Consider the following 13,587-nt stretch of genomic DNA (forward strand, 5'->3'; position numbering starts at 1 on the left):
GCGTCGCGCCCGCGGGTCGAGTCATTTCAAGACTTCTTGGTGTGTCTTGTTGTTCTTGTCTCTTGTCGTTATTGGCGTCATTCGAGCTCGGCGCCGGAGTTCTTCACGATCACCGCCCAGCGCTCGATTTCGGTCTTGATGTAAGCGGCAAAACCATCCGGTGTCGAGGGCGGCAGCGGCTCCAGCGACATCGCCGTCAACTTGTCCCGCGTCGCCGGATCGGCCATCAGTTTGGCGATCTGCGCCGCCAGCGCGTCGATGACCGGGCGCGGCGTGCCCGACGGAGCCACCACGCCCTGCCAGGCGACCAATTCAAAGCCGGGAAGTCCGGCTTCGGCAAGCGTCGGAATCTCGGGCGCCGCGGCAACGCGCTTTGGCGTGGTGACGCCGAGCACGCGCACCTTGCCCTCGCGGATCTGCGGCAGCGCCGGCTGCAAATCCACCACCATGAACGGGATGTGTCCCGCGATCACATCGAGCATGGCCGGCACGCTGCCGCGATACGGCACGTGCCTGATATCGATACCCGCCGCCGACTTCAGCATCTCGGCACCAAGATGTTGCGGACTGCCATTGCCGGCCGAGCCGTAGGCCAGCCCCGGTTTCGATTTGGCGTAGGCAATGAATTCGGCCAGCGTCTTCGCCGGGATCGTGGGATTGATGATGAGCGCAAAGGGAACGCCGGCGACCAGACCGATCGGCGCGAAATCCTTCGCGGGGTCATAAGGCAGCTTTTTGTAGAGCGTCTTGTTGATAGCGAGCGTGGTCGAGGTCGCCATCAACAGCGTGTAACCGTCGGGTTCGGACTTGGCGACCTGATCGGCGCCGAGCGTCGTGCCGGCGCCCGGCTTGTTCTCGACGATGACGGTTGCATCAAGACCGGTCTTGAGCTGATCGGCGATCAACCGGCCGAGAAGATCGGTGGTGCCGCCGGCCGGATAAGGCACGATCATCTTGATCGTCCGGTTCGGATAGGCCGATTGCGCCACGGCCGACGAACCCACGAGGCAAGCCAGCGCTCTGCCACAGCCCGCAATGGCCTCCCGGCGCGTTAGTCGCATGCCGCTCTCCCAATCGCGCTTTTCTAGATTCTGTTGCGAACCACCATAGCTGCCGCGGCGACATATCAAAGGAGACAAAAGTCCAATCGCGGCAACGGGAATAGCGTCGCACATGAGCCTTCAGATTCGGGGCCCCTGGTTTTGCGGCAGTGCAACAGCCGCAACCGAAACTTAATCCTAATGCAACTCTCACGGGGTAATCTTGCCGAACGCCGTCGTGGAGCAGCCCGCCCCGGCCAGTTCCGCCCGAGCGGCCGGATATTTCATTTCAACTCCCGCGCATCGCGCGCATCCCAGCAAGCCTGACATCAGGGAAGTCCGACATGCAGAGAATGACAATCGTTGCCATGGCCGCCATGCTCGTGGCCGGGCCGGCGTTTGCCCAAGGCGCCGGATCTGCGGCAGGTTCACCGGCAGCACCGCTTCAGGCCGCACCGGCGGGCACGGCGCCGGCAGCACATGCCGCTCCGCCGAAGCCCGCCATAGCTGCATCGACGCCGGAATCGCGCTCAGCCGCCGCGCTGGCGCTGTCGCATGAACCGACCTTCGACGAAGGCAGCGCGCAGCGCATCCGCGACGCTGCGTTGAGTTACTCGGATCTGGCGGTGCGCGGCGGATGGCCGACCATTCCCGCCGACGCGAAATTCACCTTGGGCGTCCAGGGACCGAATGACGATCTGTTGCGCAAGCGACTGATCGTCAGCGGCGATCTCGCCGCCGACAAGGCGTCCGGCGCGTACGACGACGCGCTCACTGAGGCCGTCAAGCGTTTCCAGGCCCGCCACGGCCTGGCGCTGACCGGGACGGTGACGCCGCGCACGCTGGCCGCGCTCAACGTTCCCGTCCAGAAGCGCATCAAGCAGCTCGAAGCCTCGCTGACGCGTCTCGAAAACATCAGCTTTCCGTTCGGCCAGCGCTATGTGGTCGTGAACATCCCGGCGACCTTTGCCGAGGCCATCGAGGACGACAAGGTGGTGCGGCGCTATCGCGTCATCGTCGGCAAGACCGAAAAGCCGTCACCGACGCTGACCGCCGATATCACCAGCGTCAATCTCAACCCGACCTGGACCGTGCCGTCATCGATCGCCAAGAGCGAGATTTCCGCGCATATGCGCAAGGACCCGACCTATCTGTCCCGCATGCACATGGACGTGCTCGGCGCCAACGACGCGCCGATCGATCCGCACTCGGTCGACTGGTCCGGCGCCCACACGCCGAACTTCACGGTGCGTCAGCAGTCCGGCACCTGGAACGCACTCGGCGCCGTCAAGATCGACATGCCGAATTCCTATTCGGTCTACATGCACGACACCAATCAGCGCAACCTGTTCACCGACGACTACCGTTTCGATTCACACGGCTGCTCGCGCGTCGACAATGTGCGGGATCTGGCAGCATGGCTGCTGAAGGATCAGCCGCAATGGAATCGCACGGCGATCGATGCAGCGATTGCGACCGGCGAGCGCCATGATATCCGCGTCACCAGGAAGGTTCCGGTGGCCTGGATCTATCTGACGGCATGGATGACCAAGGACCAGACCGTGCAGTTCCGCAACGACATCTATGCGCAGGACGAACAGTTGCTGGAAGCGACCGCCGAGGAAGCCGCCTTCTTCAACAAGGCGAGCGCCCATCCGCTGACGGCGCATATGACCCAGTAAATCCCCCTAGGGGATAATGATGGCCGGGCCGACCGTGGCCCGGCTGTGCAGTTCCTCATGGGCGCGCCTGATATCCTGCAGCGCATAGCTGCGGTTGACCTCGGCGCGGACCTTGCCCGAGATCACCGCGTCGAAGAACGCGGTGGCGGCGGCCTCGTAGTCGCTGCGTTTGGCGATCCAGGTCCGCAGCGTCGGCCGCGTCACGATGATGGATTTGCGATGCAAAAGCTGCAGGTCGAAGGCGCCGACATTGCCTGACGCCGTGCCGTAGCTGATCAGCATGCCCATCGGCCTGACGCAATCGAGCGATTTCAGGAACGCCGATTTGCCAACGCCGTCATAGATCACGTCGACTCCGACGCCATCGGTCAATTCCATGGTGCGCGCCGCGAAATCCTCGCGGCTATAGACGATCACGTCGCTGCAGCCATGCGCCTTGGCGATCTCGACCTTGCTGTCGGCGCCCACGGTGCCGATCACCCGCGCGCCGAGCGCTTTCGCCCATTGCCCCAACAACAGTCCCATGCCACCTGCCGCCGCATGAACCAGCGCGGTATCGCCGGGCTTTATCGGATAGAGCCGCCGCACCAGATATTCCGCCGTAAGGCCGCGCAACAACGCCGCCGCCGCCACCTGGTCGGAAATCCCCGGCGGCAAATGCAGCAACTTGTCGGCGGGCACGACGCGCCGCTCGGCATAGGCGCCGGGATGAATATAGGCGACCCTGTCGCCCGTCTTGAAGCCGGAAACGCCGGCGCCTGTGGCCTCGATCACGCCGGCGCCCTGCCCGCCGAGCACGACCGGCAGGTTGCCCGCATCATGTGGCCCGGCCTCGCCTTCACGCTGATAGGTGTCAGCGAAGTTCAGCCCGATCGCGGTTTGCTTCAGCAGCACCTCGCCGGGACCGGGATCGCGCAGGTCGACCTCTTCATATTGCAGCACTTCGGGCCCGCCATGGCGGTGAATGCGAACGACGGCAGTCTTCATGATCTCAGGGCTTCCGGCTGGTGAGATTGGCAATCAGGTCGGCGAACACCCGGCCACCGAACAGGATGTGCTCGCGCATCAAATGCTGCGCCAGCGCGTCGTCGCCGCTCTTGATCGCTTCCATGACGCGCGCGTGTTCCTGGAACGACGCCTTCAGCCGCGCCGGCTGATAGAGGCTGGAGCGATGATAGAAGCGCATCCGCAACCGCGTCGACCGGATCTGCTCGGCCAGGAATTCGTTGCGCGACCCCTGGTAGATCGCCGCATGAAAGGCGGCGTTGTTCTTGATGTAGGCCGGGCTGTCCAGCCGCTTGACCGCCGCCTGCGACGCCAGATGCAACTTGGCGAGCTCCGCCTTCTCGGTCGACGACATCCGCCGGGCCGCGAGCCCGGCCGCTTCCGCTTCCAGCGCGGTCAGCACTTCCACCATGCCGATCGCGAGTTGTGGCGACACGCTGGAGACCACCGCGCCCTGCCGCGGCACCAGCCGCACGATTCCGGCCGCCGCCAGTTGCAACAAGGCTTCGCGCGCCGGCGTGCGCGACACCTCGAAGCGCTCCGCCAAAGTCTGCTCGTCGAGCTTGTCGCCCGGCGACAACCGGCCGTGCTCGATATCGTCCTCGAGCTCCTTACGCAGGGCATCGCTGGTTCTGACGCGCATCGCGGGGGTTCCCTTGTGTATACATAGAAGAGCATTGCGCACACATTAAATCAATGCTGAAATGGCTTCCGAAGACGCCCGAGAGCGTCGCGCGCAGGGAACGCCAATGCCGATCGACCGAAGAAGCTTTTTGACCGGAACAGCCGCTGCGCTGATGGGGTTGCGGCCCGCCTCCGCGCAGGCCGACTACATCGCCGAGCTCTACGCCAAGGCCAAGCAGGAAGGCGAACTGACCTGGTACAGCGTGTACTGGCCGTCGGACCGTTCCGAGAAGCATGGCGCGATCTTCAGCAAGGCTTTCCCCGGCGTGAAGGTGAATGTGGTGCGATCGACGGCGCAGGTCGCCTATCAGCGGCTGAGCCAGGACCTTCAGGCCAACGCCGCCAATTGCGACGTGTTCTCCACGACAGACATGGGGCAGTTCGTGGCCTTGAAGGATCGCGGCGTCCTGATGCCGTACAAGATGCGGTCGATGGACCAGATCGACAGCCGCTTTCACGGCGTCGACCCCGATGACGCCTACCAGATCGTCAACGCGACCACGGTGGGGCTCGCCTACAACACCAACAAGGTGAAGCCGGAACAGGCGCCGAAAAGCTGGAAAGAGTTCATCGATCCCAAATGGAAGGGCCAGTCGGTGGTCGGCCATCCCGGATTTTCCGGCTTCGTCGGCACCTGGGTGGTGCAGATGAACAAACTCTACGGCTGGGATTATTTCGAGCAACTGGCGGCGCTGAAGCCGCATGTCGGCCGCTCCATCATCGACACGGTAACCGTGCAGGTCTCGGGCGAGCGCAGCATCGGCGCCAGCCCGTCCGCGCTGGTGCTGCGCAATGCCGCGCAGGGCAACCCGATCGCGGTATCCTATCCCGAGGAGGGCTCGGTGCTGATGATCTCGGGTTCGGCGATCCTGAAGAACAGCAAGTATTCGAACGCCGCAAAGCTGTTCATGGAATTCCTCTATTCCAGCGACACCGCGGCCGAGGATATCGAGGAGTTCGGCATACCCTTGCGGCGCGACACCGTGCTGCCCGCCGGCTTCAAGAAGCTCGATGAATTGAAGACCATCCGCCCGACGATTGCCGAAATCATCAAGGGCATTCCCGAACTCACCGAAAAGTGGCGCGACACCTTCGGCGTCTGAGTGCCCTCCCAAGATTTCACGGAGTATCCCATGATCGTTCTTCATCACGGCTGGCGTTCGAGCGCGTCGCGCCGCGTCCGGCTGTGCCTCGAGGAAAAGGGCCTCGCCTATGAGGGCCATGTCGTTGATATGGCGAATATGGAGCATCATTCGCCGGAATATCTGAAGATCAATCCGCTCGGCGTGATCCCGACCATGATCCACGACGGCCAGCCGCTGCACGAGAGCGGCACGATCTGCGAGTATCTCGACGAGACATATCCCGATCCGCCGCTGCGGCCGGATACGCCCTACCAGCGCGCCGAGATGCGCAACTGGATCCGGCATATCGACTCCCTGATCGGCAATCTCATCATCTTCAACTGGCGTCACCACCTGCAGAAGACCGCCTCGCAATGGACCGATGCGGAACTGGCCGAGAAGCTGAAGAACATTCCGAGCAAGGAACGCCAGGAAGCCTGGCTGCGGGTGGCGCGAAAGCCCTACACCGAGGAAGAGCGCGACACCGCGCGAGCCAAACTGGTCGCGCAACTGCTGGACAAGATGGAGGAAGCGCTGAAGCCGTCCGGCTGGATGGTCGGCAAGAACTATTCGATCGCCGACATCGCCGCGGTGCCGTTCGTGAAGCGGCTGGATGAGGAGATCGCGCCCGATGAGGTCGAGCCTAAGAAACATCCCCGCGTCAACGAATGGTGGACTAAAATACAGGCCAGGCCGGCCTTCGCACGTGCGAAATTCGATCCCTTCATCACCACCGTTTGAACCGCAGATTACATCCTCAGCACCCGAAAGCAGCACCCATGCTTGACGTTCCCAAGAACAACGAAAAGAACAACGAAAAATCCTATGCCGACGGCAAGATTCTCCAGAGCGTCACTGACGGCGTCGGTGTCATCACCTTCAACAATCCCGCGAAACGCAACGCGATGTCGCTGGATATGTGGGAAGGGCTCGGCAGCGCGCTGATCGAGCTGCGCGACAACGATGATGTCCGTGTCGTGATCATGGTCGGGGCCGGCGACAAGGCCTTCGTCTCGGGCGCCGATATCAGCCAGTTCGAAAAAGTCCGCCACAATGCGGCAGCGTCGGAAGAATACTCAAAAAAGAGCGAAGCCCAGCGCGCATTGCTGGCGAATTACCCGAAGCCGATCATCGCCTGCATCAGAGGTTTCTGCCTCGGCGGCGGCATGCAGGTTGCGATGGCGGCCGATATCCGCATCGCCAGCGACAACAGCCAGTTCGGTATTCCCGCCGCCAAGCTCGGTATCGCCTACGGCTATGACGGACTGCGCCACCTGGTCTCGCTGGTCGGACCGTCATGGGCGCGGCTGATCATGTATACGGGTATGAAGATCGATTCCGCGGAGGCGTTGCGGATCGGTCTCGTCGATCGCGTTTCACCCGATGCCGGACTGTGGGATGCGACCATGGAGATCGCGCGCACGATCTCCGGCAACGCGCCGCTCGCCATCAAGGCCGCCAAGATCACCATCGCGCAGGTGATGAAGGATCCCGACAAGCGCGACATGAACGCAATCAAGCAGGTCGGCACCGACTGCATGGACTCGGCAGACTTCCGCGAAGGCCGCCAGGCTTTCATGGAAAAGCGCAAGCCGAAGTTCACCGGTCGGTAAATGGCTGTACTGGGAATAGAGGGTGATCGCAGCACTGCCGCAACGAAAGTTGCCGCAGCGCTCCGCAACGCCTTCAACCCGACGACGCTGGTAGCGCTGCTGCTGGCGGCCGTTCTGGTGTTCCTGGTCGCCAATCCGCTGTTCCAGCTGGTCAAGGACAGTTTCACCAACGCCCGCGATCACAGTTTTACTTTCGCCAATTACGTCACCGCCTTCGGGCGGCCGCGCTACGTTCAGGCGCTGATCAACTCGATGGAGCTCGGGGCGGTCGCAGCGTTGTTCGCCAGCATCATCGCGGTGCCGCTCGCCTGGGGCGTCTCGCGCACCGACATGCCCGGTCGCGGCTTCGTGCATGTGATGGTGCTGGCCTCGTTCCTGATCCCGCCGTTCGTCGGCGCGATCGGCTGGATATTGCTCGGCGGCCCCAATGCCGGCTGGATCAACAAGGCGTGGATGGCGATAACCGGCGCGCCATCGGGCCCGTTCAATATCTTCACCTTCTGGGGCCTGGCGCTGGTCACCGCGCTCTATTCGTTTCCGCTGATCTACGTCTTCACCAAGTCCGCGCTCGATCTGATCTCGACCGAGATGGAGGAAGCCGCCGCGATCCTCGGCGCCGGTCCGGCGCAGACCACCTTTCGCGTCACCCTGCCGCTGGCGCTGCCGGCGATCCTCGGCTCGGTCTTCCTGGTATTTCTCGAAGTGCTCGGCCTCTACGGCACGCCGGCGCTGATCGCGATCCCCGCCGGCTTCAATGTCGTGACGACGCAGCTCGCGGCGTTTTTCGAAAATCCCGTCCGGGTCGAAGTCGCCGCGGCGTTCTCGATGCCGATGGTTGGCATCACCATTGCGCTGTTGTGGGTGCAGCGCCGCCTCCTGGCGCGCAAGAGCTATGTCACCGTCGGCGGCAAAGGCGGCCACCGCGAGCCGATGGCGCTCGGCGCCTTCCGCTGGGGGTTGTTTGCCTATGCGATGGCGATCGCGGGCCTGTCGGTGTTCATGCCGCTGTTCATCATCCTGCAGACCGCGTTCAGCAAGGCCTGGGCGCTGCCGATGTCGGCCACTAACTTTACCTTCCATAATTTCCGTGAGGTGCTGTTCGACCAGCTGACAGTGCGGCAGGCGCTGTTCAACACCTTTCAATACGCCATCATCACCGCGACCATCTGCACCTTCCTGGGCTTCGCCGTCGCCTACATCTCGCAGCGCAAGCTGCTGCCCTACTCCCACCTGTTGGCCAGCATCACACTGGCGCCGTTTGCGGTACCCGGCATCGTGCTCGCGATCTGCTTCTACGCAGCCTACGCGCCGCCGCCGTTCGCGCTCTACGGCCTCGGCGCGCTGGTGGTGATCGCCTTTGTCACCCGGTTCCTCCCGATCGCCTTTACCAATTCCAATTCCGCCATTCAGGGCCTGCATCCCGAACTGGAAGAGGCCGTGCGAATCGCCGGCGGCAACCAGGCCCGCGCGCTCTGGCTCGTGGTGGTGCCGATCCTGAAGAAATCGCTGTTCGGAAGCTGGCTGCTGATCTTCATCATCGGCACGCGCGAACTATCGACCGCGATGTTCCTGTCCGGGCCGCAAACCCGCGTCGTCTCGGTGCTGACGCTGGAGCTGAGCGAACAGGGGTCATATGAAATGCTTTCCGCGATTTCCGTCCTGCTGCTCGCCGTCACCGGAATCGTGACCTTGATCGGCGCAGCCGTTCTCGGCCGGGACTTCATGCTGAGGCGAAACTGATGGACAAGTTGCAGCTCAAGGGCCTGACCAAGAAGTTTGCTGATCTCGTCGTCGTCGGCGATCTCAATCTGACGCTTCGCGCGGGCGAATTCGTCTCGCTGCTGGGACCGTCCGGCTGCGGCAAGACCACGACGCTGCGGATGATCGCAGGCTTCGTCACGCCCACCGCAGGCACCGTGGAGATGGACGGCCGGCAGATGTCGTCGGCAACCTCTTCGTTGCCGCCGGAGAAGCGGCGGATGTCGATGATTTTTCAGAGCTACGCGCTGTGGCCAAACATGACGGTCGAGCAGAACGTCGCCTTCGGCCTCAAGATGCGCAAGGTAGCCAAGGACGAGGCCAGACGCCGGGTCGGGCAGATCCTCGACGTGGTGCAGCTTGGCCACCTCGCGGCGCGCTATCCCAACGAACTTTCCGGCGGCCAGCAGCAGCGGGTATCGCTGGCGCGAGCGCTGGTGGTGAAGCCGGAAATCCTGCTGCTCGACGAACCCTTGTCGAACCTCGACGCCAACCTGCGCGAGGAGATGCGCAGCGAGATCCGCCGCCTGCACAATGAATTCGGCATCACCTCGATCTATGTCACCCACGACCAGTCGGAGGCGATGACGACGTCGGATCGCATTGCCGTCATGAACAGGGGCCGCATCGAGCAGATCGATGATCCCCTGACGCTTTATACAAGGCCGAAGACGCGCTACGTCGCCGAGTTCATCGGGCGCTCCAACATTCTCGACGGCAAGCCGAACGGCTCCAGCGTCGCCTTCAACGGTTTTGAGGTCGCCTCCTCAAGGCTCGGCACCAGCGGGCCAATCCATACAAGCGAATTCTCGCTGCGCTCGCAGAACCTCGCATTGCATGCCGCCTGCCCTGACGGAGATTGTGTCATCCTGCCCGGCAGCATTATCGAGCGCGCTTTTCTGGGCGAGAGCTGGGACTACGCCTTCCGCACCGAAACCGGCGATCTCAAGCTGCGGGTGATGTCGCCGCCCGTCAGCGTCTTCACTGTCGGCCAGAAAGTCTGGCTGGAGATCAACCCGTCGCACATCATCCCGATCCAGGACGATCAACATGCATAAGCCCGTCGATAAAGCCGAACACGCCGCGCCGCAGGACCAATCCTCCCGGTTGCCGCTGTCGCGGTTCAAGGTACTCGACCTGACGCTGGCGCGCGCCGGCCCGTCCTGCGTCCGTACGCTCGCCGACTGGGGCGCCGACGTGATCCGCGTCGAACCGCCGCCGGAAGCCGGTGAGGCCAGCGAAGTCGTCGGCCGCCGCGACGGCTCGGACTTCCAGAACCTGCACCGCAACAAGCGCGCCATCACGCTGAACCTGAAGACCGACGAAGGCCGCGAGGTCTTCATGCGGCTCGCCGAGCAGGCCGACGTCATCGTCGAGAACATGCGCCCCAGCGTCGCCAAGCGCCTCGGCGTCGACTTCGAATCGGTCAGGAAGCGCAACCCGAGAATCGTCTATGGCAGCATTTCCGGCTTTGGCCAGTACGGCCCCTATACCGAGCGGCCCTCGATCGACCAGATCGCGCAGGGCATGACCGGCATCATGTCGGTGACGGGATTTCCGGGCCATGGCCCGCTGCGCGTCGGCGTCGCCGTCACCGACATCATGGCCGGCGCGTTCCTGGCGCAGGGCGTTCTCATTGCGCTGCTCGACCGCGAGGTTTCGGGCATAGGCCGCTGGGTCCAGACCTCGCTGCTGGAGGCCGGCATCACGCTGATGGATTTTCAGGCGACGCGTTGGACCATGGACAAGAAGGTGCCGCCGCAGGAAGGCAACCACCATCCGACCAACACGCCGATGGGACTGTTCCCGACCGCCGACGGTTTTCTCAACCTCTCCGCCACCGGCAACAAGAACTTTGCAAAATTCTGCAAGCTGATCGGCCGGGAAAAGATGATCGCTGATCCGCGCTTTGCTTCGTCGGGCTTGCGCTCGCGAAACCGGGAAGCGCTGAACGAGTTGATCACCACTGCCTTGCGCACGCGGTCCAGCCGCGAATGGTTCGAGATCATGGTCGCCGAGGGTCTTCCCTGCGGCCCGGTCTATAACGTCAAGGACGTCTTCGCCGACCCGCAGGTCGAGCGGTTGCGGATCAAGCGATCCGTCACCCATCCGCGCCTCGGCGAACTCGACCTGATCGCGCAGCCCTGCGAGATCACCGGCTTCGATCGCAACTTGCGATCCGCCACCCCTGATCTCGGCGAGCACAATGATGAGGTGTTGCGCTCGCTCGGCTATGACGCCGAAGGCATCGAGAGACTGAAGGCGGCGAAGGCGATTTGATTACGGTGCCTATCCCATTACCTCCGGATGAGCGCCTTGCGCTCACCGAGGCAGCGCGAAGCTACTTTGCATGGGGTTGTTTTCGATATTTTGGCTGGACTGGCTTCTATAGCGCCGCCAGCACGGCCTTGGCGATGTCGTTGGTGCCGTTGCTGCCGCCGAATTCCATCGGCTTGATGCCGTCGGCATAGGCCTTGTCGACGGCGCGCTCGATGCGTTCGCCGGCTTCCGCGGCGCTTTCGAGGCCGTGCTTGTCGGCCAGCCAATCCAGCATCATCGCCACCGACAGGATCATGCCGGTCGGATTGGCTTTGCCCTGCCCCATGATATCGGGCGCGGTACCGTGGCACGGCTGGAACACGGCGTGGCGATCGCCGATATCGGCCGACGGCGCCATGCCCATGCCGCCGATCAGACCGGCGGTCATGTCGGAGAGGATGTCGCCGAACATGTTCTCCATCACCATGACGTCGAAATCCCAGGGACGCTTGACCAGCAGCGCCGAGCAGGCGTCGACATAGAGCCGGTCGGCCTTGACGTCGGGATGGCGCCTGGCCGCGTCGTCGAACATCTCGCGGAAGAACGCGAACGCCTTGAACACGTTCGCCTTGTCGACGCAGGTCAGCCCGCCATTGGCTCGCCCGCGCGCCTTGCGGCGTTCGGCCAGCCGAAACGAGAACTCGAACAGCCGTTCCGAGGTTTTTCGCGTGATGACGAGGGTCTCGCGCGCCTCGGTATCGGTGACCACGCCCTTGCCCATCGAGGCGAACAGGCCTTCAGTGGACTCGCGGATCACGACGAGATCGATGCCGCGCTGGTCGGCGCCGACGATCGGGCTCGGCACCCCCGGAATCAGCCGCGCAGGGCGCACGCCGGCATAGAGATCGAAATGAAAGCGCAGCTCGACCTGCGGCATGATCTCGGTGTTGTCGGGGTAGCGCACCGACGGCAGGCCGCAGGCGCCAAGCAGAATAGCATCCGCCTCGTCGCACAGCTTCACCGTGCTGTCCGGCATCGACTTGCCGGTCGCCAGATAATTGTTGGCGCCGGCGGGCGCGTCGGTGAAGCGGAACTTCAGGTCCGTCGTCGCCTCGATCTTGCGCAGGACTTCCAGCGCGGGGGCCATCACTTCCGGGCCGATGCCGTCGCCGCCGAGGACGGCGATGTGAAGTGCGTTGTTTGCGGACATGAACTTACCTCAGGAAAAAGGGAATTAATTTCGTCATTCCGGGGCGATGCGAAGCATCGAACCCGGAATCTCGAGATTCCGGGTCTGGTGCTACGCACCATCCCGGAATGACAGTCTGCTACGGCGTCAGCACCGCGCGTCCTACCAACTTGCCCTTGTGCAGATCGTTCAGCGCTTCATTGGCTTTCGCAAGCGGCATCGTCGTTACCGGTATCGGCGCAATCTTCTTGGTACGCACCAGATCGAGCAATTCCTGGGTCTCGCGCAGATTACCGACATAGCTGCCCTGGATCGTGATCGCCTTGATCGGGATCAGCGGCAACGCCCAGGTCGCGCCGCCGCCGAACAGGCCGACGATCACGAGCTTGCCGCCCTTGGCGAGACAGTCGAAGCCGAGCTGCGTGGTGGCGGCGTTGCCGACCAGATCGATCACCGCGCGGATCGGGCCGCCGGCTTTCTTCATGAGCTGCTCCAGCGCATCAGGCGCCTTGCCGTCGACGGTGGCGAGCGCGCCGGCGGCCTCCGCCGCCTCACGCTTGCGGGCGTCGATATCGACGACGATGGCGCCCTTGCCGCCCATCGCTTTCAACAGCGACAACGCCATCAGGCCGAGCCCGCCGGCGCCGAAAATCACGATCGGCGAGTTCAAGGCAAACTCAACCTTCTTGATCGCGCTAAAAGTGGTGACGCCGGAGCAGGCATAAGGCGCTGCCGTGACCGGATCGAGCCCCTTCAGGTTCAACAGGTATTTCGGATGCGGCACGGTCATGTGATCGGCGTAGCCGCCGTCGCAATAGACGCCGAGCGAATTCGGCTTGACGGCGCACATGTTCTCGTCGCCAGCAAGACAGGTCTCGCACTTGCCACAGCCGAGCCATGGATAGGCCAGCGCGATGTCGCCGGCCTTGAGCCCGCCTTTGTCGGATTCCTTGACATCAGGTCCGAACGCCAGGATCTCGCCGACCGTCTCGTGTCCCATCGTGCGCGGCAGCGACACGCCGCGGTCCTTCAGCGACAGCGGCTTGCGGCCGTGGCCGAGATCGTAGCCGCCTTCCCAGATGTGAAGGTCGCTGTGGCACACGCCGGCGGCCTTGACCTTGATCAGCACCTGCGTGCCGGTGGGCTGCGGCGTCGGCTGGTCCACCTCTTTCAGGGGGGCATTGAACTCGGCGACCTGGAAACTCTTCATCGCTTCTCTCCCGTAAGTCTTGT

At 63.2% G+C, this 13,587-nt stretch carries 12 protein-coding genes; 7 read left to right on the forward strand and 5 right to left on the reverse strand.

Features of this window, described 5'->3' with window-relative positions:
• Positions 1-77: 77 nt before the first annotated feature.
• Positions 78-1,061: a Bug family tripartite tricarboxylate transporter substrate binding protein gene (locus BLR13_RS06745; RefSeq protein ID WP_074826155.1), complete on the reverse strand. Its 984-nt coding sequence runs from the start codon at positions 1,059-1,061 to the stop codon at positions 78-80.
• Between the two features lie 323 nt (positions 1,062-1,384).
• On the opposite strand from BLR13_RS06745, the gene BLR13_RS06750 reads away from it, so the two are divergent.
• Positions 1,385-2,722: a L,D-transpeptidase family protein gene (locus BLR13_RS06750; protein WP_074826153.1), complete on the forward strand. Its 1,338-nt coding sequence runs from the start codon at positions 1,385-1,387 to the stop codon at positions 2,720-2,722.
• Between the two features lie 6 nt (positions 2,723-2,728).
• Here BLR13_RS06750 and BLR13_RS06755 read toward each other — a convergent pair whose 3' ends face one another.
• Both BLR13_RS06755 and BLR13_RS06760 read right to left on the reverse strand, forming a co-directional pair.
• A complete protein-coding gene (locus BLR13_RS06755) occupies positions 2,729-3,709 on the reverse strand; it encodes a quinone oxidoreductase family protein (RefSeq protein WP_074826150.1) in 981 nt (326 codons plus the stop codon).
• A 4-nt stretch (positions 3,710-3,713) separates the two neighbouring features.
• Positions 3,714-4,370: a GntR family transcriptional regulator gene (locus BLR13_RS06760; protein ID WP_074826147.1), complete on the reverse strand. Its 657-nt coding sequence runs from the start codon at positions 4,368-4,370 to the stop codon at positions 3,714-3,716.
• 130 nt (positions 4,371-4,500) lie between these two features.
• Here BLR13_RS06760 and BLR13_RS06765 point away from each other — a divergent pair, with 130 nt between their 5' ends.
• From BLR13_RS06765 to BLR13_RS06790, 6 genes are read left to right on the forward strand one after another with little or no spacing between them, the layout of a single operon-like run.
• Complete coding sequence (locus BLR13_RS06765; RefSeq protein ID WP_197679524.1) at positions 4,501-5,514, forward strand: ABC transporter substrate-binding protein; 1,014 nt, start codon at positions 4,501-4,503, stop codon at positions 5,512-5,514.
• Between the two features lie 30 nt (positions 5,515-5,544).
• Positions 5,545-6,276: a glutathione S-transferase family protein gene (locus BLR13_RS06770; RefSeq protein ID WP_197679525.1), complete on the forward strand. Its 732-nt coding sequence runs from the start codon at positions 5,545-5,547 to the stop codon at positions 6,274-6,276.
• Positions 6,277-6,314: 38 nt separating this feature from the next.
• Complete coding sequence (locus BLR13_RS06775) at positions 6,315-7,148, forward strand: enoyl-CoA hydratase (protein ID WP_074826141.1); 834 nt, start codon at positions 6,315-6,317, stop codon at positions 7,146-7,148.
• A complete protein-coding gene (locus tag BLR13_RS06780) occupies positions 7,149-8,888 on the forward strand; it encodes an ABC transporter permease (RefSeq protein WP_074826139.1) in 1,740 nt (579 codons plus the stop codon).
• A complete protein-coding gene (locus BLR13_RS06785) occupies positions 8,888-9,964 on the forward strand; it encodes an ABC transporter ATP-binding protein (protein WP_074826136.1) in 1,077 nt (358 codons plus the stop codon). The genes BLR13_RS06780 and BLR13_RS06785 overlap by 1 nt, the downstream gene beginning before the upstream one ends.
• Positions 9,957-11,186 carry a CaiB/BaiF CoA transferase family protein gene (locus BLR13_RS06790; RefSeq protein ID WP_074826133.1) on the forward strand — a complete coding sequence of 410 codons (1,230 nt, stop codon included), beginning with the start codon at positions 9,957-9,959 and terminating at the stop codon, positions 11,184-11,186. Before BLR13_RS06785 ends, BLR13_RS06790 begins: the two co-directional genes overlap by 8 nt.
• A gap of 106 nt (positions 11,187-11,292) precedes the next feature.
• Here BLR13_RS06790 and BLR13_RS06795 read toward each other — a convergent pair whose 3' ends face one another.
• Both BLR13_RS06795 and BLR13_RS06800 read right to left on the reverse strand, forming a co-directional pair.
• Positions 11,293-12,375: an isocitrate/isopropylmalate dehydrogenase family protein gene (locus BLR13_RS06795; RefSeq protein ID WP_074826132.1), complete on the reverse strand. Its 1,083-nt coding sequence runs from the start codon at positions 12,373-12,375 to the stop codon at positions 11,293-11,295.
• 118 nt (positions 12,376-12,493) lie between these two features.
• Entirely contained in the window at positions 12,494-13,564 is a 1,071-nt protein-coding gene (locus BLR13_RS06800; RefSeq protein ID WP_074831832.1) for an alcohol dehydrogenase, read from the reverse strand.
• Between the last annotated feature and the right edge of the window lie 23 nt (positions 13,565-13,587).

It is taken from the genome of Bradyrhizobium ottawaense, assembly GCF_900099825.1.
Lineage (GTDB): Bacteria > Pseudomonadota > Alphaproteobacteria > Rhizobiales > Xanthobacteraceae > Bradyrhizobium > Bradyrhizobium ottawaense_A.